This window comes from Comamonas sp. UBA7528, from assembly GCF_002479375.1.
In the GTDB taxonomy this organism is placed as follows: domain Bacteria; phylum Pseudomonadota; class Gammaproteobacteria; order Burkholderiales; family Burkholderiaceae_C; genus Comamonas.
This window is the reverse complement of sequence record NZ_DLMU01000002.1, coordinates 120970-141630: the sequence shown is the minus strand read 5'-3', so window position 1 is coordinate 141630 and position 20661 is coordinate 120970. Positions and strand designations below refer to the sequence as shown.

The following is a 20661-nucleotide window of genomic DNA, read 5'->3' as shown; positions in this document are numbered from 1 at the left end:
TCGGGCGGTTTTTTATTGGGTGCCTGCCCAGACCTTTCAACGGTGTCTTCCACCAGAAAAATCGCCGCCATCTCTTCACGGAGAAATGCAGGAACCCTCAGCCAGATGGCATGGGGAATGCGCATTCTGCGGCTCTGATACGGCCCTGATGCGGCGCTTGTGCGACTTGGATCGCGCTATTTCGCCAAAGCGGCCCGTTTGGCCTCGGCATTGCGCTTGCGCGTTGCCGCCGCCTTCCTGGCCGAAGCCGACCGCTCTTCGGCCGTGCGCGCAGCGGAAGCAGCACCGCCGATGCGCCCGCCTTTGCGGGCCGAGACGCGGTCCACCGGGTGGCCCCGGCCGGAGCCCGACAGCTTGCCACCGCCGGTTTCCTTGTTCACCGTGGCCCAGGCAATTTCGGCCGCTTTGTCAGGATTCACACCGCGTTTCTCGTAGCTTTCCTCGATGCGGCGGGCCTGGCGCTTTTGCTTGTCGGTATAGGCCGACTTGTCACCGCGTGGCATGGCGTGCTCCTTGGCTGGTTGATGGCGATGGAGGCACCGGCTGCGGCGGCAACCGGATCGGCGGCGCGGTGACCGGTGGGTCAATCGGTGCAGGCGGCGCCACGGGCTCGGGACGGCCCGGGACCTTGTCCGGATCCGGCGGTAGCAGGGGCTCGTTCGGGATGTGCGGGTTGGGCATGGCGGGTGCAGCGGCAGACAGATGCAAGGGCATGAAAAACCTCCTTACCTCCACCTTGAACGACATCATTGTGTGATTGCGTAAAAAAACGTTCCATTCGGGGACAGAGCACAGCGCCCTGTCCCCCTCGGGTGCCCAAGGGAAAACATGTAAGCCCCACGCTTACAAAGTGGCTTCCAAATGCGGCGAAGGTGGCACCAGACAGCTCGCCCCGATCTGTCAGACAGGCCACCCGGTCTGTCGTTCACCACTGAAGGAGCTTTTTGCCATGCAACAGCAGCACAACCCGCAGAACCAAGTGAACCAGCAGCCACAACAACCCGGCCAACAACCGGGCCAGCCCAAGGAGAAGCAGCAACAGCAGCAATCTCCCGGGCAACAGCAGCCCGGGCAACCGTCCAAGCAGCAACCCCAGCAACAGCGCTAGCACCCTGGCGGGGACGGAAGCGGCTGCCATGACCGGTTTGCGCCCGGAGCAGATGCCCAGCCCGTCCCCCTGGCCTTTGCAGATGGGGCAGCCCTTGCACGAGGCCAAATACAGCCAGCAGCAGAGCAAATGCAACAAGCGGCAGCTGGGCACCGAAGCCCCGCCACCGCCCCATGAGCAGATGCACTGACCGCGCTGGTACCACCGGCCCGCTGACCGACAGCGGGCCTTTTTGTGGGTACAGCGCTGGAACCGGGGACGTGGTCGCTCGCCATGGGGTGCTGACGTGCGGCGGCTGCTGCAGCCAGGCTGCCCTCGCTGAGGCTGGCACATCAAGACGTCTGCTCCGTATTGCGTGGCGGCTTTCCACTTGCCACGTCGCTAAAGGCCCTCCAGCGTGCATATCCAGGTGTGATAGGTTCAGCAGCATGCAGGACGGCATGGCGCAGCACGGTGCCGCCGCCAATGCGCTCCACGCCCCACCAGGAACACCGCCCCATGCTCAAAGTGATTGCCCAAGACTTCATCCGCCCGGAACACATTGCCACCGTGCTGCCGCTGTACCGCGAGCTGGTGGAGAAAACCAGGCAGGAGCCGCTGTGCCTGTCCTACGAGCTGTTTGTGGACCAGAAGGATCCGGGGCATTTCACCTTCATCGAAACCTGGCCCGACCGCGCGGCGCTGGACACGCACTGCGCCACCGAGCATTTCCAGCGTTTGGTGCCGCAGATCGACCGCCACCAGAGCCAGCCCGGCCAGTTCCTGCTGATGGATGTCCTGGCTGGAACGGAGTGCTGCCCTGCCGCCTGCACTCCTGCACAGGCCCAGGCCTGAGGCAGGGTCAGGCTTGCGGGCTTCGCCAGGCGGTCTGAAAACCCTGCTGGAAACGGGTCAGCTCTTGCCGATCGGCCCCGGCAGTGCTTCCATAGGGCCATACGCTGCTCACGGCACTGCCATGGCCGCAGCCCCCTCCCCGCTGTGCCCGCCACCAGGAGTGCGATATGACCCGCTTTCACACCCACCGGCACTTTGCCGCTCCGCCCGACGCCGTGTTTGCCGCCCTGGCCGATCCCACCCGGCTGGCCCGCTGGTGGGGGCCGGCCGGGTTCCACAACACTTTCACCGAATGCGAGGTCGAAAGCGGTGGCATGTGGCGCTTCACCATGCACGGACCGGACGGCCGGCACTACGCCAACGAATCGGTGTTCGAGGCCGTGGATGCACCCGACCGCGTGGTTATCCGCCACCTGAACCACCCGCATTTCCGACTGACCATCACGCTGACAGACCACCCGTCCGACGGTCAGCCCGGCACCCGCGTGGACTGGGAGCAGGTGTTTGACAGTGCCGACGTGGCGGCAGCCGTGCAGGCCGTGGTGGTCCCCGCCAACGAACAGAACTTGGACCGCTGGCAGGCCGAGGTGGCCACACAGATGCCCACAGGTAGGGACTGAATATCTGCATGCACTTTTCAAACTGCCTGCTACGCACGTAAACTGGTTTGAACAGCGACCAGCGGCAGCATGTGCAGATCCGACGCCGGGCGCCACGGCCCACCAGAATTCACCACACACAGGCCGCTCCCATGCCTTGCACGTGCACAGGCTGCTGTCTTTTCAAACAGCGCCTTGGCGTGCACGGAACCTGCTGCCTGCGCAGCACTCCCATCTGGACCCCTTCACCTACCTGGGAACACCATGACCTCTGAAGACATTCGCGCCACCCTGACCATCTGCCTCCTGGCTTCCTTCGCCGACGGAGAGAAGCACGATCGCGAGCGCGAACAGATCCGCCAGGTGGCCGAAGGTCTGGCGGGGGACCAGCAAGTGAACCTGCCCGGCCTGTACCAGGATGTGCTGCTGCGCCGCGTGCAACTGCCCGCTGTGCTGGCCCAGCTCTCCACCCCCGAAGCGCGCCAGCTGGCCTATGAAATGGCGGTCTGCGTGTGCGAGGCCGATGGCCACACCAGCGCCAAGGAGCAGGACTTTCTGGCACAGCTGCGCCAGGCCTGGGGCATGGGCGCCAGTGGCACCGGCAACGCCAGCAATGCAGCCACCGCGGTGGCCGGCTATGCAGGTGCGGCCAGCAGCTTCGACAGCCAGGCACAGACCGTCGCCGACGCGCCGCTGAACGCACAACTGCCTGACGTGGACACCCTGCCCTCGCAGGAACCGGTGCCTCACCCCACGGCGGTCGACCCGCTGTGTGCAGCGGCACAGCGCCGTCCCGGCAAGCTGTCCGCCACCGAAATGGACAGCAAGATTCTGAAAGCCGCCATCGTGAACGGTGCCATCGAGCTGCTGCCGGAAAACCTGTCGACTCTGGCCATCATTCCGCTGCAGATGCGACTGGTCTACCAGATCGGTCAAAGCTATGGCTACGAGCTGGACAAGGGCCACATCAAGGACCTGCTGGCCGCGCTGGGCGTGGGCCTGACCTCGCAGTACCTGGAAGAAGCCGGCCGAAAGCTGCTCGGCGGCCTGCTGGGCAAGGCCGGCAAAGGCATCTTCGGCGGCCTGGGCAAACAGGCCGTGAGCAGCGGCATGAGCTTTGCCAGCACCTACGCCCTGGGCCATGTGGCCAACCAGTACTACTCCGGCGGCCGCACCCTGAGCACCGAGATGCTGAAGAGCGCCTACCAGCATGTGATGCGCGACGGACGCCAGTTGCAGGCCCATTACCTGCCCCAGATGCAGGAAACCGCACGCGGGCTGAACACCGCCAAGATCCTGCAGATGGTGCGCGGAGGCTGAACGCAGCCGGGGCCAACTGCGGCGGCCATGGCATGGCCTATCGCAGTCAGGACAGCCAGGAAAGCCCGCCGATGCCTGCGTACGGCCTGCAGCCGCCATGGGGTGAGCGGGCAGGAAATGGGGGGCGTGCGCTCCAGGCACTGCATGTGTACGCGGCCCCCGCACACTTGTACGGCAGGGCCCTGGCGTCAGAGGGCCATGGGTCGCCATGGCTCTGTGGCGCGGACAATCCTTCTTCCCGACACCCGTCCTCTTCTTCGCATGCATCCGTTCACACCCCACCCCGACACGCCAGCCGAACGCCCTTTCTCCCAGGCCTGCGCCAACAACCAGGCGCCGATCCTGGCGGTGCTGGAACAGGCTTTTGCCGATCGGCGGCAGGTGCTGGAAATCGGCTCGGGCACCGGTCAGCACAGCGTGTATATGGCACCCCTCCTGCCGCAACTGGTGTGGCAGACCTGCGACCTGCCCGAGCACCATGCGGGCATCCTCGCCTGGCATGCTACCCAGCCCGCCGCGAATCTGCGTGCACCGCTGATCTTTGATCTGAACAGCAGCCACTGGCCGCAGACAGCCGATGGAGCATTCGACGCCGTGTTCACCAGCAACACCTGCCACATCGTGGCCTGGCCGCTGGTGGAGCGCATGTTCGCGCTGGTGGGCGCCCATCTGCCCATGGGGGGCGTGTTCGCCGTCTACGGCCCGTTCAACTACGGCGGCCAGTTCACCAGCGACAGCAACCGCGCTTTCGATGCCTGGCTGCGCCAGCGCGATGCAGCCAGCGGCATCCGCGACCTGGAAGCCCTGCAGGCACTGGGCACCCGCCATGGGCTGGAGCTGGTGCAGGACCATGCCATGCCGGCCAACAACCGTACGCTGGTGTTCCGCAAAGGCTGATGGCCGGTCTTGATGGCCGACCTTGCTCCCACCCAAGCTCCCGCGGGCGGTGGGAGCATGCAGGCGGACTGCGCGTCTATTCGGTCACGCAGCGAAAGCTGGCGGCGGCGTTCACATCGCCACTGCCGTTGTAACGCGGCCAACTGGGGTATTCGCACAGCGGGCGGGTGCGGCCCGGCTGCCCCACGGTGTCTTCCACCACCTGCGCCTGCGGGGCCTGGCCCTGTGTGACCCAGGCATCCAGCACCGCCAGGCTGTCCCATGCGGCGTTGTAGATCCCGCTGACCGCGTGGCCATACCCTGGCACCTCGTAGTAGCGGGCAAAGTCGCGCACCGCCGCCTGGCCCATGCTCTGCACCATGCGCTGGTAGTACTGCTGCGTGGCCCGGGTACTGACCAGCACATCGGCCGTGCCATGCGCCATCAGCAGCTTGCCGCCGCGTGCGCGGAAGGCGGACAGGTCCGTGCGGTTGATGTCCTGCAACCGGGTCAGCGCATCGATGCGCGCCTGCCAGGGGCCGGGGGCCTGCGGGTCCAGCGTCAGGCTGTTGAACTGCGCATCGCGCGTGACGAAGAAGCGCACCCACTGGTCCCAGAACACGCTGTGATAGGGCGCTGTCAGCGGCATGGGGCTGCCGGGCTGGCCGGTACCCAGTGCCAGCAGCGTGATGGTGGGCGCTTGCGGCGTGCCACGCGCCAGGCCCAGGTCAGCCCCCCAGAGGTTGAAGCCGGGATACTGTGTTTCGCCGCTGCCTAGCGGACGGCTGAAGGTGATGGGACTGTCCATCACCTTCAGCGCCGTGATCTGCGCATCGGCCAGGCAGTGGTCGCCCGCAGCGCGCCCGCCTTCACAGCGCAGCGGTTTGCCGTCCACCAGGGCGGTGGCCGGGTCGAACTGGCGGTTGCAGGCGGCCACGTTGGACACCACGCCATCCTCGACCCCGTCGAGCTTGTCGCAGGTCTGGAGCGCAGCACGCAGGAGCTGCGCACGCTGTGCCTGACTGGGATAGGCCCCTGGCTGGGCCAGGGCGCGGGTGATACGGCCAAACTGCAAATCCAGTGCCGCAGCATTCCAGGCCGGGTACCAGGCAATCACGCCATCAAAATCCTTGGGCCAGCGCTGTGCCACGGCCAGGGCCTCACGCCCGCCAGTAGAGCCGCCCACAAAATACCAGCGCGCAGGCAGCTTGCCGTAGTGCCAGCCGATGAGCTGGGCAGCCACATCGCGTGTCTTCTTCAGGGCATCGCCGCTGAAGTTGCGCACCGCCTCATCGTTGGTACCAAAGCTGCCGTCGCGGCTGGTGGTGGCTCCCGCCTGGTGGCCGGAATCGCTGGAGAACGTGGCATAGCCCTGAGCCAGCGGCACCGGCGTGCGCGCAGGCCCGGCCGCATAGTTGCCCGTCATGCTGGGGATAGTGCCGTTGTAGCCGCCACCGCCGCCCATCAAGGCCTTGCCATTCCATTGCTGCGGCAGATTGAACTGCGCCTTGATCATGGGGGCCGCCGGGTCCACCGGACGGATGTCCACCAGCAGCTTGCAATAGGCCCCCACGGCGGCAGCGCCTTCGCCCGCCGCTGCCACCTCCTGCGCCTGGGTGACCACCGCGCCCCGGGTGGCCAAAGCGATCTGCCCAGCCGGCACCTGCTGGCCCTGCAAGGCGCTGCATGCCAGCGGCTGGGCCGGCAACTGCGGCGGCGCCGTGCCGCAACCCGCCAGCAGCAGGCCCATGGCCACAACCGCCAGCCCACCACCGTAGCCTCCCCGTGTCCCCGCTGCAAAGTCCACCGCCATGTTGCCTCCGCCAGATGTGAAAGGAAAAAGTGCGGCAGCCATTATTCCGGCGCCCGGCCTTGCCACCAGGGCCTCAAGGGCTGGTCTGCGGGAATGTCTGCACATGGTTTTCCAGCATGGTGCCGCACTGCAGCAAACCCGTACCGCCAGCAGGCACGAGGGATGTGCCGGTGCCGCAGGCGCTCTACCATGGAGCCATCCTGCAACCCGGAGGACCGCTGCCATGACACAACGCTTGTACTTTGCGGTGAGCATCGCCGCCCCGCGCAGCAGGGTCTGGCTGACCCTGCAGTCGCCGGACGGCTACCGCGACTGGACGTCCGCCTTCTGCGAAGGCTCCACCTACGAAGGCTCGTGGGAGCAAGGTGCCAGAATCCGTTTCCTGGCGCCCAGCGGCGATGGCATGACTTCTGAAATTGCCGAGCGGCGCGAAGGCACCCTGCTGTCCATCCGCCACCTGGGCGAGATCCGCCAGGGTGTGGACGACACGCACAGTCCCCAGGTACTGGCCTGGGCTCCGGCCTACGAGAACTTCCACCTGCGGGATCTGCCTGCCGGCGGCACCGAGTTGCGGGTGGAAGTGGACACCGTGGCCGACTATGTGCAATACATGCACGACACCTACCCGCGCGCGCTGCAACGGCTCAAGGCATTGTGTGAGGCGCAGGAAATGCACGCAAGCTGACCCATCCCCCGCACGGCGCAGTCCGTGCCCCCGCTCGCCCACCCTACCGTCTGCAAGGAGGCTCCGATGACCCCATTGCCCCACCCATCCGGGCCGCAGCGCCGCCTGCTGCCCCTGTCCCGCCTGGCCGCGGCCACTGCGCTGCTGCTGGGCACGGTCGCAGCCCAGGCACACCATGGCTGGTCCTGGGCCGAAGGCGAACAGATGACGCTGCAAGGCCAGATTGCACGCATTTCCATGGCGCCGCCCCACCCTGTGCTGACCGTCCAGGCAGCCGATGGCGGGCGCTGGCAGGTGGACCTGGGCAATCCGTCGCAGACCGAGCGCTCGGGTTTTGCCGGCAATACCGCCCAGGTGGGCGACGCCATCACCGTGCGCGGCAACCGCAGCAAGGATGCCCAGGCACTGCACATGAAAGCCGTGCGCATCACCGTGGGGGGCAAAAACTACGACATGTACCCCGAGCGCATCCAGGACTGAGCCCCCATGCCCGCGGCATTGCTGCAGGCCCTGGAGGCGCTGTCCCTGTGGCCTGGCGCACGCTGGCTGCAGGCATCGGGCACGGCCTATCTGTGGGTGAATGCCGCCCACATCCTGGGCCTGGGCTTGCTGGTGGGCGCCATCGTGCCGCTGGATCTGCGCCTGCTGGGGCTGTGGCGTCAGGTGCCCCTGGCTGCATTGCGGCCGGTGTTGCAGTCCATGGCCGCCCTGGGCCTGGCGCTGGCGCTGCTGACCGGTCTGTGGCTGTTCAGCGTGCGCCCGGCGGATTACGCCGTCAACACCGCTTTCCAATGCAAGCTGGCCTTGCTGGTGCTGGCCCTGGGCAATATCGCCTGGCAGCATGGGGCGATCGGCTGGTCGGCCAGTGCACATAACACCGCAGCGCCCTCCGTGGCGGTGCGCTGCCGTGCGGCCCTGTCGTTGCTGCTGTGGCTGGCCATGGTGCTGGTGGGCCGCTGGATCGGCTTTCTCTGAACGGCGGCGCCCTGCGGGTCGGCCCAATGCACGCCGGGTTCTCTGCCACGCTCCACCGCATTCATTGCCTTGCGTTTTGCCATGCCCCGTTGTGCCATCCGCCCCGAGACTGCCGCTGATGTGGACGCTATCGACCGCATCACCCGTGCCGCGTTCCAGCACCACCCGCACAGTGACCAGACCGAGCACCTGATCATTGTGCGCCTGCGCGCGGCGGGAGCGCTCACGCTGTCGCTGGTGGCAGAGCAGGATGGACAGGTGGTCGGTCATGCGGCTTTTTCGCCGATCACTTTTTCCGACGGCAGTGCGGGCTGGTACGGCCTGGGCCCGATCGCGGTCGCGCCCCTGCACCAAGGTCAGGGAGTGGGTGCTACCCTGGTGCAGCAAGGGCTGGACTTGCTGCGTGCCCGGGGTGCCGCAGGCTGCGTGGTATTGGGAGAGCCGGCCTACTACGGCCGCTTTGGCTTCGCCCACCGTGCCGAGTGCGTTTTTGCCGGTGTCCCTGCGCCCTACTTCCAGGTACTGGCTTTCGGGAACAGCAAGGCAACCGGCGAGGTCGCATACCATGCGGCATTCGGCCCCCATTGAACCCGGGGCACAGCGACCACACCATGCAGGAACGAACCATGCAGCTGGGATACACCATCATCTACGTGCCCGACGTGGCAGCCTCACTGGATTTCTGGCGGCGCGCCTTCGGCCTGCGCCAGCGCTTTGTGCACGATTCCGGCACCTATGGCGAGCTGGACACCGGCGCCACCACCCTGGCCTTTGCGGCCCATGCACTCGGGGACAGCAACTTCCCGGGCGGCCATGTGGCAGCCCACTCGTCCCTCCAGCCCCTGGGGTTTGAAATCGCCCTGGTCACGGCCGATGTGGCGGGCGCCCATGCACAGGCCCTGTCCGCAGGTGCCGCCGAACTGTCGCCGCCCACAGCCAAGCCCTGGGGGCAGACCGTGTCCTATGTGCGCTGTCCGGACGGCACGCTGGTGGAGCTGTGCACACCGGTGGCGAGCGGCAACGCCGAGCAGGCGTAGCGGCCCCACCTGGCCTGCCTGCGACCCCGAACAGACGTGGCTTGCGGGCAGGAAGGCAAGACCATCTACACGGCACGGGCCTAGCTTGCACCGGGCGCACACGGCCCCAGGACCTGAAAGGCGCTCAGCGCATGCCGCCCACGGCCCCCATGCTGTCGCGCAAGGTCTGCTGCCACTGGCCGGCACGCAGTAGCCCCATGCCGTTGGAGCTCGCATCGATGGTGGTCAGTTGCTGGATGCGCTGGCCGCTCAGGCTGTTCTGGATCACCGTCCCAGCCCCTGCACCGGCAATCTGGCTGACCAGCGCACTGCCATCGGCCGGGCTCTGGATCGCGCCATAACGGTTACCGGGGCCGTTCTGCACCACCGTCAAGGTGTTGAGCCGCTCGCGCAAGGTGGCGGCCTGGGCGGCGGTGAGCTGGTTCAGCTGGGCCAGCGGAATCGCGGTCTGGGTCACCAGCTGGCCATTGATATAGGTGGCTTGCTGGATGCCCAGCGAGACCATCAGTCCGCCGCCCACATCGAAACCACCCCGCATGCGGTCCAGCTGCGCATCGGCCACCGTGTGCCAGATCTGCTCTACTGCCCTGGAGGGTCCGGCAGATGCCCGCACCGTGGTTTCCGGCATTTCCTGGGCCTGCAGCGCAGGTGCGGCCGCCGCCAGCACCAGACTGGCCGCGCACCACGCAGGAAGGTGTTTGCGGGACATCAGAAGTCTCCCACGCCATGCTTGGGCAAGGTGATGGCGCTCAGGCTTTCGCGGCTGAGCCCCTGCGCCAGCGGGCTGCGCGGCGCCACCTGCCAGTCCTGCGCCAGATTGAACTGGCCCTGGCCGATCCGGTTGTGGATCACAAACAGCAGGCGGCTGGGCCACACGGCGTCAAACTGCGTGCGCGACATGGCACGCGTCCCCTGGGCGGGGTCGCCCAACAGCACACGGTCTTTTTCCAGCCCCTTGACCACCACGAAGTGCTGGTAGCCGTTTTCATTGATCAGCACGATGGCGGGGGTGCGCGCTTCGGCCAGTTTTTCCAGCCCCAGGGCAAATCCATCGGCCTGCATGCCCCATTGCGCCAGATAGCGCTTCATGTCCAGCAGCGAAAAACCTTCCTTCTGGATCTTGGCCTGGTCACCCGTCGCAAACATGTATTCAAACACAGCCTGCTCGGTGGTGGCCATGCCGTAATGGTGGGTCAGCAAGGTGGCCAGGGCCGCAGAGCCGCAGCTGAAGTCGTACTGCTGGATCAGCGTGCGGGCCAGGCGACCGTCCCGCAAACTGGTGATGGGCAGGCGCACGCTGCCTTGGCCCAGCGATGCAAAGTAGGCGTAGCCCTGGCCGGTGTCAGCAGGCGCGGCGACAGCAGGCTCCGCCGCCTGCGCCAGCCCTGCGGCAATCAGGCCGCAAGCCAGGCACAGCCCCCGGCAGAGGCCGCGAAAACCCGGCGCCGGCTGCCCCGCGCGCAGCATGGCCAGGCAGAACAACGAGGATGGTGCGGGCATGGCAAGCTCCCCCGGCAATGAAAGCGCAATGCGCGCGGTTCACTGCATTTGCAAATTGACGATGACGGCGTTCTGGATCAGCACATTGGCGCCCGAGTTCTGGATCACCACCGGCAGGCCGGTCATCTGATCGAAGGAACCGGCTTCGATGGCGTTGCTGCCGGTGATCACGTTCTGGGCACTGTTGCCACTGGTGGTCCCGGTCAATGTCATCTGGTTTTCGGTGTGAAAAGATCCACCGCGCGCATCGGCCAGCTGGCTGGCTGGCACGGGCGTGCCGAACACCGACTCCGCGGCGGATGCACCCACGACCGCTAAAGGCTCCGCCCCTGCGGGCAATGCCGTCACTCCATACAGCAGCAGGCTGCAGACCCATGGCCAGCACCGGTGCGAAATCGAGACCCACATGGCGGCTCCTTTCACTGGGGACAGAGTGTCGAACTGCCGCAACGCGCCCCTGAAATGGCCGCCCGGCCATCTCAGGGGGGTTGCAGCCGCTGCGCGTTAACGACCCACGGCCAGATTGGCCTGGACGTTCACACTTTGCTGCACCATGGAAGACAGGCCGCTGTTCTGGCTGGCGATCATGATGCCGGCGGCCGACTGGCCGACGCTGGTCATGGTGTTGGCCATGCTGAAGGTACCGGCGTTCACGCGGTTGGTGCCGCCTGCGCCGCCGGAGCCGCCTGCGCCGGTGCCGCCGGTGCCGCCATGGGCGGTGTTGGTGGCGCTGCCTGCACCACCTGTACCGCCCGTGCCGTTGCCGCCATTGCCGCCGTTGCCTGCGGTGGCCGAGCCATTGCTGGCACTGCCCGAGGTTGCGCTGCCATTGGTGGCGCTGCCACCGGCACCACCGCTACCGCTGCCTGCAGTCCGGGTGCCTTCCCCACCGGTGCTGATGGGCGAACCGCCACCGGCCGTTGCCGAGCCTGCGCCACCCGATGCTGCACCGCTGGAGTTGTCGGCCGCACCGCCCGTACCCAGCAGGCCGCCGCTGCCGCCCGTGGCGCCAGCACTGCTGCCAGCACCGCCGCCGCCGGCACCTGCTGTGGTGGTGGTGGAAGCGGGACCGCCGCTGTTGGCGCCGCCTGCTCCGCCGCCATTGCCCGAAGCACCGTTGCCGGCTCTCGCACCCTGGTTGTTGGCGGCACCAGCGGAGCTGCTGCCGTTGGAGGCACTACCGCCTGTGGCACCCACCGCACCGTTGCCGGTACCGCCGGAGCCGCCCTGGCCGTTACCGGCTGCCGTTCCTCCGGAGCCCGCACCACCTGTGCCGCCGTTGCCGGTACCGCCATTGGCATTGCCGGCATTGGTCGCCCAGTTGCCGATATTGCTGATGGCATTGCCGGACACATAGCCGGTCAGGTTGCTGCTGGCCACGGCCGTGGTCACGTTGAACGCGTTGCTGAAGTTGCCGGTGGCGCCGTTGTTCAGCGCGACAGAACGCGCAGCACTGGCGGTGGCAGCGCCGGAGTTCTTGTTGATGCTGTTGTCTGGAGTGCGCGTGGTGGTGGTGGTGGTTGCGGTGTTGGTGGTGCTGGAGTAGTCCTCATTCATCGTGCTGTTCGATGTGTTGTTGCCCAGCACCGTATCCTGATCCGTGGTGTTGGCCATGACCGCGCCGCTGGCACCCAGCAGCACAGCCACAGCAGTGGCCAGAAGTGTCTTTTGCATACGTCCTCCGAAATAGGGAAAAAGGAATGAAAACCGACTAGGAGTGATTTGCGCAGGCGCAGATCGAAGGTCGCTTAGCAGCTTCTATGCCAGTGCTCACTGCGCTTCAATCGCTTGTATAGCCTGATTCAGGTTCGATCTTTTTTGTTTCTGGTTGTAGAAGATCCCCACACCCACAGCAGCCTTCCACAAGGGTGCGCACCACCGTTGCGGTCTGTCACATGGGTGTGACATGGCATGCCGGCCACCTGACTTTTCCTGCAGGCCAACGGCATGGCATAGCACCCCGCACGGCCCGCATTCAGCCCATGCATTTCCCTTTATGGATGCGCCATCTCGATAGGAAAATCACATAAAACACACCGTCACGTGCATGTGACATCCGACCTGCGCTGGGCCCGAAATTGCGCTTCTCAGGAGCCCTTGCCTGGCCCCGGTGCTGCACGGCTGCGACACCGCTGTGCAGCATGCAAAGATTTCCTGAACACCCGTTACGTTCGCTTGCAGCAGGCGGCTTGCCGCTTGTCGGGACGTCTTCCACACTGCCTTCGAAATGCCTGGACGGAAAAGGCGGTGGCCGCTGCACAAGGCATCCGAGCAAGTCGATTGCGTACCGAGGAGACAATCCATGCCGAGCCTGCATTCCGCGCTGAAACCGCGCATTTACGGTGCGGCATGTCTGCTGCCGCTGCTGAGTCTGGCGCCGGGATACACCCTGGCACAAAGCACCGATGCACCGGCATCCTCCACGTCGGAAAACCTCAGCAAACCACGTGCCACCAAAAGCCGCGCGCCGGTGCCGGCGCGCCCTCCCACGCTGATGCAGCAGGTGCAGTTGCTGCAGTCACGGCTGGAGGCACAGGCACAGGAAATCCAGGCCTTGCGCGAACGACTGGACACACAAGTTTCCCAGCACGATGAGCTGCAGCGCCAGATGCAGGCCCAGCCAGGCGGCGCCACCGCGGTCGCCGATGGCGGTTACCGGTCGCCATCGGCAGCCAATGCGGTACCGGCCGCCACCGCCGCCGTCGGCATGGCACCACCCGATCCCGGGGGCCGCGCCGTGCGGGTGGGCACTGCGCCACCGGAGCCGGAAGCGCCGCTGCAGGTGGCCCAGATCTTCGAGCAGCCCGGCATCCTGACCCAACCCGGCCACTACGTGCTGGAGCCCTCGGTCCAATACGGCTACTCCTCCAGCAACCGGGTGGCGTTGGTGGGCTACACCGTGATTCCCGCTCTGCTGATTGGCCTGGTAGATGTGCGTGAAGTCAAACGCAATACCCTGACCATGGCACTGACGGGCCGCTTCGGCCTGACCAAGCGCCTGGAAGGCGAAATCCGCATCCCCTATGTATCGCGGCGCGATGATTCCATCAGCCGTGAAATCTTCACCGGCTCCGCGTCGGAACGCGCGTTCAGCAACCGTGGCAACGCCATCGGCGACGTGGAACTGGCACTGCGCTACCAGTTGAACGAACCGCAGGCCAACAAGCCCTATCTGATCGCCGGCCTGCGCTTCAAGACCCGCACCGGCAAAGACCCCTTCGATGTGGTGACCGACTGCGTCACCCGCTGTATTGGCAACACCACCGGCACCGGCATGCCGCTGGAACTGCCCACGGGCTCCGGCTTCAACTCCCTGCAGACCAGCCTGACGTGGCTGCTGCCATCGGACCCTGCCGTGTTCTTCGGCAGCGTCAGCTACACGCACAACTTCGGGCGCAGCGGCGTCTCCCGCACAGTGCTCAATGGCGAGAAGGAATACATCGGTTCGGTCAAGCCCGGCGATGTGCTGGGCATCAACTTCGGCATGGGGCTGGCGCTCAACGATCGCTCGTCCTTCAGCCTGGGGGTGGAACTGAACACCGTAGGCCGCACCAAGCAAAACGGCACAGCCCTGGCCAACGCCGTGCGCATCCAGCTGGCCTCGCTGCTGCTGGGCTATTCCTACCGCTACAGCCCCCGCACCACGATCAATGTATCGGTGGGTGCAGGCCTGACCCGCGACACACCCGACCTGTCCCTGAGCGTGCGCGTGCCCATGTCGTTTTAAGTGATGGAGCATGCAGGCTAAAAAAGTTCTGACCCTGACCTGGGGACTGCCCGACCCTTCCCCGCTGTTGTGTGCACTGCACCACCTGGGATGGGAGGCCATCTGGGTCGGCAATACGGCCGATGCCCGGCAGGCGCTGGCGCAGCAGCCCATCCAGGCGGGGCTGCTGCTGCTCGGCCCGCACACCTGCAGCAGCACAGGCCATGGACCCCTGTCCTGGACGCATCTGGAATCGGCCGTCACCAGCATCCAGCGCCTGCAGCCGCTGGAATGGGTGGCCTTGTGCGATGCCAGCGCGCTGGAATCGGCCGCGTTGCGCACCCTGCTGCTGGAAAGCTTTTTCGACTACCAGCTGACGCCTCCCGACTGGACCGAAGTGGCCCGCGTGCTGGACTACCTGTACCGCCGCAGCGAGCTGCGGCGCAGCCTGCAGGCGCCATCCACACCCGCCACCAGGGAAGCCACGCTGGGCATGGTCGGCCACAGTGCCGTGCTGGCGCAGCTGCGCCTCAAGCTGCGCAAGGTGGCGGCCAACCATGCCCCGGTGCTGATCAGCGGCGAAAGCGGCAGTGGCAAGGAGCTGGCGGCACGTGCCATCCACGACAGCTCCGACCGCTGCGCCGCGCCCTTTGTGGCGGTGAACTGCGCCGCCATTGCACCATCGCTTATCCAGTCCGAATTGTTTGGCTACGAAAAAGGGGCCTTCACCGGGGCCACGGCCCGCAAGCAGGGGCTGATCGAAGCGGCCCATGGCGGCACCCTGTTTCTGGACGAGATCGGTGATCTGTCGCTGGAGCTGCAAGCCAATCTGCTGCGCTTCCTGCAGGAGCGCAGCATCTACCGCGTGGGAGGCTTGAACAGCGTGGCAGTGGATACCCGGGTGGTGGCCGCCACCCACGTGCAGCTGCAGCATGCGGTGAGCCAGGGACGCTTTCGGGAAGACCTGTTCTACCGGCTGAATGTGCTGCCCATCGACGTGCCGCCGCTGCGCGCGCGGCGGGAAGATGTGGTGGTGCTCGCACAGCATTTCTTTGCGCTGTGCGGTGGCCACAGCAGCACCCGCCTGCACGGATTTGCCCAGAACGCACTGGCCGCCATGGCGGCGTACGACTGGCCCGGCAATGTGCGCGAGTTGTACAACCGCGTGCAGCGCGCGGTGGTGATGAGCGACAGCCGCTGGATCAGCGCCGCCGATCTGGGCCTGTCCACACCGGAGCCACTGGTGGGCATCGGCCTGGAAAATGCCCGCACCCAGGCCGAGCGTGAGATCATCCAGAGCACGCTGACCAAAGCCGGCCACAACATCACCCAGGCGGCGCGCGATCTGGGCGTATCGCGCATGACGCTGTACCGACTGATGGACAAGCACGGCATCGTGATCTGATGCACCCATGCAGGTCATACTGATCTCGCAGGTCATACCGAGGTTCCTGAGCGCCTTCCGACATGGCTGTGCAGCGCTGCGGCTTCCCCGCTGTTCCGCCTCGGCCCGCTCTTCAGTGGCGCACGCCCCCTGCTCAGGCGGGTGAGCACCGGGTCCGCGCCTTGGCTGCTGGATAATAAAACCATAGCATCTGCTTGGCAGCGCACCGCATAGAGAGGGAATTTTGGCATGAGACACGGACTCTGGGCCCCCGGAACCCCCACGCGGCAGAGATGGCTGATCAGCGTATTCCTGCTGGTGATGCTCAGCGCCCTGGTCCCCATTTTCTCGCGCAGCTTTGTGCCCGTCTCCGGCTGGTCGCGCACCGCCTTGCTGCTGGCCGTGCTGTGCACCAGCGCGGCATGCGGTCTGCTGTGGTACTGGTTTCGACGCGGTCTGTGGACGCCTGCGGGCCCTTGGCTCAGCTACAGCCCCGTCAAGCGCTGGACCCTGGCCCCGTTGTGTGTGGGATTCTTTCTGCTGGTGCTGTGGCTGGATCTGGCCATGACGGCCCCTATGCTGCTGACCCGCTGGACCGGTGAGGAAGCCAGCCGCAGCACACAGGCCCAGAAAAAGCGTGGCTCCGGCCGCCGCAGCTGCCACCACCAGTTGCAACTGGCCGACACCCGGTTCTGGTTGTTCGAATTCTGCGTGGACAGCGATTCCTTCGACCAATTGCCCGAAGGCCCGCTGCCCGCCACGGTGCTCAGCCGGCGCACAGACCTGGGGGACTATGTCCACACCGTGCGACTGAACGTACCGGAACACACCGGCAGCGCTCCCTAGACCGCAGCCCTGTGCATTTGGCGTGGTGTGTCATGCCGCATACTCGGACGCTCCACCTGTTTTGATCTTTTCGGGCGCACGCCGGCCGCGCAGACCGCGCTGGCAGCAATGGCAGCACTGCCGGCGCCATCGCGACCCGTTTGCCCTCTCACTGTTCCATGCATGTTTTTCTGTGGCCCTTGATGGCCTTGTCTGCCACCGGATTGGTACTGAGCTTTTCCCTGCACCTGGCCGCCTGGACGGGCCACATGCCCGGGCTGCTCCAGCCCCTGGCCCGGGAACATGCAAAGTTGCTGATCGGCGGCATGTTTGCGGCCTGGGTTCCGGCGGTGCTGATTGCCCAGCGCATCAGCCCCGGCGGACGCAAGCAGTTCTCGTGGCAGCGGGTGCTGGCGGGCTGCCCGTTGTGGATGCGTGTCGCCATCGGCCTGCTGTTCGCCTATGCCTTTGCCAACTTCTTTGTCAGCATTGCAAAGGACAAGACATCCGAATGGGGCAGTCTGCGCGCTTTTACCGGCCATGGCATGCTGTTCTATGCCGTGGCGCTGTGCATCTTCTATTCCGCCTGGCGCATGCCGCACCTGCTGCGGCTGCGCCAGTGCCCGCTCGGCCATGCCGTCGACCACCAGCACCAGTTCTGCCCCAGCTGCGGCGCCAGCGTGCCAGACGATACCGACACCCCGACGTAAGCCTTGCCCCCATGCCACCGCACACTGCCCGCTTTGCCCAACAGCCCCAGGTCCTGCTGACCGCACGCCTACGGCTGCGCCCCTGGCAGCCGGCCGACTGGCCGGCCTTTGCAGCGCTGACGGCCGATGCCGAGGTGATGCGCCACTTTCCCGCCCCTTTGAGCACGGCACAAAGCAATGCCCTGGCCGATGAGATCAACCGGCGCATCGTGCGCCAGGGTTGGGGCTTCTGGGCGGTCGAGCACCTGGAGACGCGCCAGTTCATCGGCTTTGTGGGGCTGAACATTCCCAGCGCAGCCCTGCCCTTTGCGCCCTGCGTGGAAATCGGCTGGCGCCTGGCCCGCACCTGGTGGGGTCAGGGCCTGGCCGGCGAGGCCGCCCGCGCCGCACTGGACTTTGCTTTTGGCCCATTGCACCTGACCGATGTGGTGGCCTTCACCACCCTCTGCAACCAGCGCTCGCAGGCGCTGATGCAGCGCCTGGGTATGCAGCGCGATGCCGCCACGTTCGAACACCCAGCCCTGGCGGTAGGCCACCCGCTGCGCACCCATGTGCTGTACCGCCTACAGGCGGCGGACACCGTGCCGCGGTAAAGGTACGCCAGCACCCGGTCACCACACGCTCACGGTGCGCAGGCCACGCATAGACCGCCCTGCGCACCGGCCCATGGGCGGGCCTTGACTTCGTTCCCTCGGCAACCGTGCATACTGCCGTGTTCCGAACGCCACACACACCGCCCCCCACCACCATGGTCTCCATCCCGCTTCCCGCCTCCCCCGCCCCCATCGGTGTGTTCGACAGCGGCATCGGCGGCCTCAGCGTGCTGCAGGCCTTGCGCCATGAGCTGCCCCATGAGCAGTTCGTCTACCTGGCCGACAGCGGCAATGCCCCCTACGGCGAGCGCGGCGATGCCTTTGTCATCTCCCGCACCCGCACGGTGGCGCAGCACCTGCGGCAGCATTACGGCATCAAGGCGCTGGTGATCGCCTGCAACACGGCCACAGCCGCTGCGGTGGAGCTGCTGCGCGCCGAGATGCCCGATCTGCCGTTGATTGGCGTGGAGCCGGCCCTCAAGCCTGCCTCACTGTCCAGCCAGACCCACCATGTCGGTGTGATCGCCACGCGCGGCACGGTCAACAGCCAGCGCTTTGCCCGCCTGGTGGCCGAACATGGCGGCCGCGCCCAGTTCCATGTGCAGGCCTGCGACGGTCTGGCCCGTGCGATCGAAGTGAGCACGGAAGCACCGCCCCCCGAGGATGCCAGCGCCACCGAAATCCGAGCCCTGTGCGCGCGCTACACCGGCGCCCTCGGCACTTTTGGCGTCAAGACCGGGCAGATTGACACCTTGGTGCTGGGCTGTACCCATTACATCTTTGCCAAGGACGATCTGCGCGCCCTGCTGGGGCCCGAGGTGCAGCTGGTGGACACCGGTGCCCCCGTGGCACGGCAGACCCGCCGCATCCTGGCCCAGGCCGGCACACTGGCACCGGAGCCGGCCACCGCCAGACCCGATGCGCTGGCCGGATCCACGCAGATCCAGTTGATGACCACCGGCCAGTTGGACGCATTGCAGTCTGCAGCCCGGCGCTGGCTGGACCTGCCGGCCGACTGCTGCCGCACGGTGGATGTACCGTTGCATGCGGAGCCTGTGCCAGCGCGCTGAACGATGGCACTGCCGGCGGAGGGCACAAGCCTGCGCAGAAGGTTCAGGCTGTCTATGGCCTGCGGTGTGGCCGGCTCGCAGTCAGCGAGCACAGCCTGCTGCAGGCTCCACACGCCACGCCATCCACGGCGCCAGCCCGGGCTGCGGCATGCACTGCGGCACCAGGTGCTGCGGCGGCGATCAAGCCGGGTCGGCGTCTCCACCCCACAGCTTGTCGCCACCCACTTCCACATGGCTGAGATAGACACGCACCTCGAACTCGTACTGGTGGTAGTTCGGCTCCATGTAGGTGCACAGCTTGTAGAAGGCCTTGTCGTGGTCCAGCTCACGCAGGTGGGCCAGCTCGTGCACGGTGATCATGCGCAAAAAAGCCTCGGGAGCCTGGCGGAACAGCGCGGCGATGCGGATTTCATGGCGGGTGTTCAACCTGCTGCCCTGCACCACGGAACGGCGCGTGTGCGTGCCCAGTGCATTGCGCACGATGTGCACCTTGTTGTCGTACACCACCTTGTGGATGGTGCCGGCCTTGCGCAGATGGTCGTTCTTCAGATCGTCCACATAGCCATACAAGGCCTTGTCGGTACGCAGCTGGTGGGCATGCGGGTGCCGGCGCAGCAACCAGTCGCGCACGCCCTGGGGCTGGGCCATCAACGCACGCACCTGGTCCTGCAGCGTCGCCGGGTAGGCCGACAGATAGGGCAAGGGGGTGAATGCGGAAGTGGTCATCTCACAAGCGGCCACCGGCTGCATGGCACCTGGTACAGGCGCCATGCAGCCGGTGGATCCAAGACAAAAAACGAATGATCAGTGCAGGTGGCGCGGGCGGCGGCCGTTGCCCCCATGGCCGCCTGCGGCGCCTCCGCTGCCAGGGCCGCGCGGTGGCTTGCCCAGCTCCAGCGAGTTCACCAGGCTGTCAAAGCGCTGCGTGAACAGCTTGTCGATCTCGCCCACCACGCCGCCCAGCTCGCTGGCGTCAAAGTGGCGCTCCATCATGTTGATCACATCCTGCACCAGCAGATCGCGCTGCACCTGCATGATGGCGGCCGGGTTGGGCCCGACGAACAGCATCACGAAGTCGTCACGCGACTGGGTGCCGGGCGCCTCTTCCTCTTCGTCGAACTCGGCGTCATAGAACGTCACCTCGATGGCAGCGCCCTGCTCGGCCAGCTCGTTCAGGCCCATGCACATATCGTCCAGCGCCTGGCGGAAATCCTCGTCACCCGACACCGTCCAGCACATCTGCAGCACATGCTCCTTGGCATTGAACTGGATGCCGGGCTCCTCGTCATAGGAACTGCTGGCGCCATCGGTCAGCGAGCGTGCGCCGGCATAGGCCCACAGCGGCTTGAGCGCTTCTTGCAGCTGCTCGAAAGTGACATCGGCACGCACCACCACCTGGCCGTGGACGTGAATTTCAAAAGGGGCGTTGTAGCTTGTCATGTTCGGTCCGTGTTGGCCCCGGCGCGGACGCCGAGGATGGGCATGCAGGACGGCTTGTTCGTCTGGTTGTGTGCCTGCAGCGCACTAATACCCTATTTTCGCACGCTCGCCCGCACCTGCGGGTGGTGGTGGTAAGTGCACGGGCAGGCTGTGCATCCCTTTGAACGCCCTACACTCCCAAATCAA

At 66.1% G+C, this 20661-nt stretch carries 25 protein-coding genes; 16 read left to right on the top strand and 9 right to left on the bottom strand.

All coding sequences use genetic code 11. From position 1 onward, the window contains the following. Positions 1-176: 176 nt before the first annotated feature. Positions 177-503, bottom strand: a complete 327-nt coding sequence (locus B3349_RS02540) for a plasmid stabilization protein (protein ID WP_291586170.1) — start codon at positions 501-503, stop codon at positions 177-179. 422 nt (positions 504-925) lie between these two features. Beyond that, complete coding sequence (locus tag B3349_RS02535) at positions 926-1138, bottom strand: hypothetical protein (protein ID WP_291586169.1); 213 nt, start codon at positions 1136-1138, stop codon at positions 926-928. Between B3349_RS02535 and B3349_RS02530 the strand changes: the two genes are divergently transcribed. From B3349_RS02530 to B3349_RS02510, 5 genes are all read left to right on the top strand, one after another. Continuing rightward, complete coding sequence (locus tag B3349_RS02530; RefSeq protein WP_291586167.1) at positions 1137-1298, top strand: hypothetical protein; 162 nt, start codon at positions 1137-1139, stop codon at positions 1296-1298. The genes B3349_RS02535 and B3349_RS02530 overlap by 2 nt on opposite strands. 308 nt (positions 1299-1606) lie before the next feature. Continuing rightward, on the top strand, positions 1607-1942 hold the full coding sequence (locus tag B3349_RS02525) for a putative quinol monooxygenase (protein WP_291586165.1): 336 nt from the start codon (positions 1607-1609) through the stop codon (positions 1940-1942). A gap of 167 nt (positions 1943-2109) precedes the next feature. Then, on the top strand, positions 2110-2562 hold the full coding sequence (locus B3349_RS02520) for an SRPBCC domain-containing protein (RefSeq protein WP_291586163.1): 453 nt from the start codon (positions 2110-2112) through the stop codon (positions 2560-2562). Between the two features lie 243 nt (positions 2563-2805). Continuing rightward, positions 2806-3861, top strand: coding sequence for a TerB family tellurite resistance protein (locus B3349_RS02515; protein WP_291586161.1), 1056 nt, complete (start codon positions 2806-2808; stop codon positions 3859-3861). 261 nt (positions 3862-4122) lie between these two features. After that, positions 4123-4758, top strand: coding sequence for a DUF938 domain-containing protein (locus B3349_RS02510; protein ID WP_291586159.1), 636 nt, complete (start codon positions 4123-4125; stop codon positions 4756-4758). Positions 4759-4834: 76 nt separating this feature from the next. Here the strand turns inward: B3349_RS02510 and B3349_RS02505 are convergent, their stop codons facing one another. Further along, positions 4835-6550, bottom strand: a complete 1716-nt coding sequence (locus B3349_RS02505; RefSeq protein WP_291586157.1) for a tannase/feruloyl esterase family alpha/beta hydrolase — start codon at positions 6548-6550, stop codon at positions 4835-4837. Between the two features lie 223 nt (positions 6551-6773). Between B3349_RS02505 and B3349_RS02500 the strand changes: the two genes are divergently transcribed. The 5 genes from B3349_RS02500 (at position 6774) to B3349_RS02480 (ending at position 9247) form a co-directional block, all read left to right on the top strand. After that, complete coding sequence (locus B3349_RS02500) at positions 6774-7235, top strand: SRPBCC family protein (RefSeq protein ID WP_291586155.1); 462 nt, start codon at positions 6774-6776, stop codon at positions 7233-7235. A gap of 66 nt (positions 7236-7301) precedes the next feature. Continuing rightward, a complete protein-coding gene (locus B3349_RS02495) occupies positions 7302-7715 on the top strand; it encodes a DUF6152 family protein (protein WP_291586153.1) in 414 nt (137 codons plus the stop codon). Positions 7716-7721: 6 nt separating this feature from the next. Further along, positions 7722-8210 (top strand): DUF2214 domain-containing protein, encoded by a 489-nt coding sequence (locus B3349_RS02490; RefSeq protein ID WP_291586152.1) that lies wholly within the window; start codon positions 7722-7724, stop codon positions 8208-8210. 81 nt (positions 8211-8291) lie between these two features. Next, a complete protein-coding gene (locus tag B3349_RS02485) occupies positions 8292-8798 on the top strand; it encodes a GNAT family N-acetyltransferase (RefSeq protein WP_291586151.1) in 507 nt (168 codons plus the stop codon). Between the two features lie 38 nt (positions 8799-8836). After that, positions 8837-9247: a VOC family protein gene (locus B3349_RS02480; protein WP_291586307.1), complete on the top strand. Its 411-nt coding sequence runs from the start codon at positions 8837-8839 to the stop codon at positions 9245-9247. A 124-nt stretch (positions 9248-9371) separates the two neighbouring features. On the opposite strand, the gene B3349_RS02475 is transcribed toward B3349_RS02480, so the two are convergent. From B3349_RS02475 to B3349_RS02460, 4 genes are all read right to left on the bottom strand, one after another. Continuing rightward, on the bottom strand, positions 9372-9956 hold the full coding sequence (locus B3349_RS02475) for a hypothetical protein (protein ID WP_291586149.1): 585 nt from the start codon (positions 9954-9956) through the stop codon (positions 9372-9374). Further along, positions 9956-10714 (bottom strand): C39 family peptidase, encoded by a 759-nt coding sequence (locus B3349_RS02470; protein ID WP_414646845.1) that lies wholly within the window; start codon positions 10712-10714, stop codon positions 9956-9958. Before B3349_RS02470 ends, B3349_RS02475 begins: the two co-directional genes overlap by 1 nt. 72 nt (positions 10715-10786) lie before the next feature. After that, positions 10787-11056, bottom strand: a complete 270-nt coding sequence (locus tag B3349_RS02465) for a hypothetical protein (protein WP_291586145.1) — start codon at positions 11054-11056, stop codon at positions 10787-10789. Positions 11057-11251: 195 nt separating this feature from the next. Then, entirely contained in the window at positions 11252-12421 is a 1170-nt protein-coding gene (locus B3349_RS02460; RefSeq protein WP_291586143.1) for a hypothetical protein, read from the bottom strand. A gap of 628 nt (positions 12422-13049) precedes the next feature. Between B3349_RS02460 and B3349_RS02455 the strand changes: the two genes are divergently transcribed. The 6 genes from B3349_RS02455 (at position 13050) to murI (ending at position 19035) form a co-directional block, all read left to right on the top strand. Then, a complete protein-coding gene (locus B3349_RS02455; RefSeq protein WP_291586141.1) occupies positions 13050-14474 on the top strand; it encodes an acetate kinase in 1425 nt (474 codons plus the stop codon). A gap of 10 nt (positions 14475-14484) precedes the next feature. Then, positions 14485-15858 carry a sigma-54 dependent transcriptional regulator gene (locus B3349_RS02450; protein ID WP_291586139.1) on the top strand — a complete coding sequence of 458 codons (1374 nt, stop codon included), beginning with the start codon at positions 14485-14487 and terminating at the stop codon, positions 15856-15858. 228 nt (positions 15859-16086) lie between these two features. Further along, the gene (locus tag B3349_RS02445; protein WP_291586137.1) at positions 16087-16683 is read left to right on the top strand and encodes a hypothetical protein; all 597 of its coding nucleotides are present in this window, start codon (positions 16087-16089) and stop codon (positions 16681-16683) included. Between the two features lie 158 nt (positions 16684-16841). Continuing rightward, on the top strand, positions 16842-17372 hold the full coding sequence (locus B3349_RS02440; RefSeq protein ID WP_291586135.1) for a hypothetical protein: 531 nt from the start codon (positions 16842-16844) through the stop codon (positions 17370-17372). Between the two features lie 11 nt (positions 17373-17383). Next, positions 17384-17965 (top strand): GNAT family N-acetyltransferase, encoded by a 582-nt coding sequence (locus B3349_RS02435; protein ID WP_291586134.1) that lies wholly within the window; start codon positions 17384-17386, stop codon positions 17963-17965. 155 nt (positions 17966-18120) lie between these two features. Next, the gene (murI, locus tag B3349_RS02430; RefSeq protein ID WP_291586132.1) at positions 18121-19035 is read left to right on the top strand and encodes a glutamate racemase; all 915 of its coding nucleotides are present in this window, start codon (positions 18121-18123) and stop codon (positions 19033-19035) included. 180 nt (positions 19036-19215) lie between these two features. Here the strand turns inward: murI and B3349_RS02425 are convergent, their stop codons facing one another. Then, positions 19216-19761: a M48 metallopeptidase family protein gene (locus B3349_RS02425; protein WP_291586130.1), complete on the bottom strand. Its 546-nt coding sequence runs from the start codon at positions 19759-19761 to the stop codon at positions 19216-19218. A gap of 78 nt (positions 19762-19839) precedes the next feature. After that, complete coding sequence (locus B3349_RS02420; RefSeq protein WP_066535611.1) at positions 19840-20475, bottom strand: DUF6806 family protein; 636 nt, start codon at positions 20473-20475, stop codon at positions 19840-19842. Positions 20476-20661: the final 186 nt, after the last annotated feature.

What these genes read in the sequence shown, in the direction of transcription:
- B3349_RS02510 (WP_291586159.1), top strand. Translation starts at nt 4,123, where the DNA reads ATGCATCCGTTCACACCCCACCCCGACACGCCAGCCGAACGCCCTTTC.
- B3349_RS02445 (WP_291586137.1), top strand. Translation starts at nt 16,087, where the DNA reads ATGAGACACGGACTCTGGGCCCCCGGAACCCCCACGCGGCAGAGATGG.
- B3349_RS02420 (WP_066535611.1), bottom strand. Translation starts at nt 20,475, where the DNA reads ATGACAAGCTACAACGCCCCTTTTGAAATTCACGTCCACGGCCAGGTG.
- B3349_RS02450 (WP_291586139.1), top strand. Translation starts at nt 14,485, where the DNA reads ATGCAGGCTAAAAAAGTTCTGACCCTGACCTGGGGACTGCCCGACCCT.
- B3349_RS02520 (WP_291586163.1), top strand. Translation starts at nt 2,110, where the DNA reads ATGACCCGCTTTCACACCCACCGGCACTTTGCCGCTCCGCCCGACGCC.
- B3349_RS02475 (WP_291586149.1), bottom strand. Translation starts at nt 9,956, where the DNA reads ATGTCCCGCAAACACCTTCCTGCGTGGTGCGCGGCCAGTCTGGTGCTG.
- B3349_RS02470 (WP_414646845.1), bottom strand. Translation starts at nt 10,714, where the DNA reads ATGCTGCGCGCGGGGCAGCCGGCGCCGGGTTTTCGCGGCCTCTGCCGG.
- B3349_RS02435 (WP_291586134.1), top strand. Translation starts at nt 17,384, where the DNA reads ATGCCACCGCACACTGCCCGCTTTGCCCAACAGCCCCAGGTCCTGCTG.
- B3349_RS02425 (WP_291586130.1), bottom strand. Translation starts at nt 19,761, where the DNA reads ATGACCACTTCCGCATTCACCCCCTTGCCCTATCTGTCGGCCTACCCG.
- B3349_RS02500 (WP_291586155.1), top strand. Translation starts at nt 6,774, where the DNA reads ATGACACAACGCTTGTACTTTGCGGTGAGCATCGCCGCCCCGCGCAGC.
- B3349_RS02440 (WP_291586135.1), top strand. Translation starts at nt 16,842, where the DNA reads ATGCATGTTTTTCTGTGGCCCTTGATGGCCTTGTCTGCCACCGGATTG.
- B3349_RS02535 (WP_291586169.1), bottom strand. Translation starts at nt 1,138, where the DNA reads ATGGCAGCCGCTTCCGTCCCCGCCAGGGTGCTAGCGCTGTTGCTGGGG.
- B3349_RS02505 (WP_291586157.1), bottom strand. Translation starts at nt 6,550, where the DNA reads ATGGCGGTGGACTTTGCAGCGGGGACACGGGGAGGCTACGGTGGTGGG.
- B3349_RS02515 (WP_291586161.1), top strand. Translation starts at nt 2,806, where the DNA reads ATGACCTCTGAAGACATTCGCGCCACCCTGACCATCTGCCTCCTGGCT.
- B3349_RS02540 (WP_291586170.1), bottom strand. Translation starts at nt 503, where the DNA reads ATGCCACGCGGTGACAAGTCGGCCTATACCGACAAGCAAAAGCGCCAG.
- murI (WP_291586132.1), top strand. Translation starts at nt 18,121, where the DNA reads ATGGTCTCCATCCCGCTTCCCGCCTCCCCCGCCCCCATCGGTGTGTTC.
- B3349_RS02525 (WP_291586165.1), top strand. Translation starts at nt 1,607, where the DNA reads ATGCTCAAAGTGATTGCCCAAGACTTCATCCGCCCGGAACACATTGCC.
- B3349_RS02480 (WP_291586307.1), top strand. Translation starts at nt 8,837, where the DNA reads ATGCAGCTGGGATACACCATCATCTACGTGCCCGACGTGGCAGCCTCA.
- B3349_RS02530 (WP_291586167.1), top strand. Translation starts at nt 1,137, where the DNA reads ATGACCGGTTTGCGCCCGGAGCAGATGCCCAGCCCGTCCCCCTGGCCT.
- B3349_RS02490 (WP_291586152.1), top strand. Translation starts at nt 7,722, where the DNA reads ATGCCCGCGGCATTGCTGCAGGCCCTGGAGGCGCTGTCCCTGTGGCCT.
- B3349_RS02455 (WP_291586141.1), top strand. Translation starts at nt 13,050, where the DNA reads ATGCCGAGCCTGCATTCCGCGCTGAAACCGCGCATTTACGGTGCGGCA.
- B3349_RS02460 (WP_291586143.1), bottom strand. Translation starts at nt 12,421, where the DNA reads ATGCAAAAGACACTTCTGGCCACTGCTGTGGCTGTGCTGCTGGGTGCC.
- B3349_RS02495 (WP_291586153.1), top strand. Translation starts at nt 7,302, where the DNA reads ATGACCCCATTGCCCCACCCATCCGGGCCGCAGCGCCGCCTGCTGCCC.
- B3349_RS02485 (WP_291586151.1), top strand. Translation starts at nt 8,292, where the DNA reads ATGCCCCGTTGTGCCATCCGCCCCGAGACTGCCGCTGATGTGGACGCT.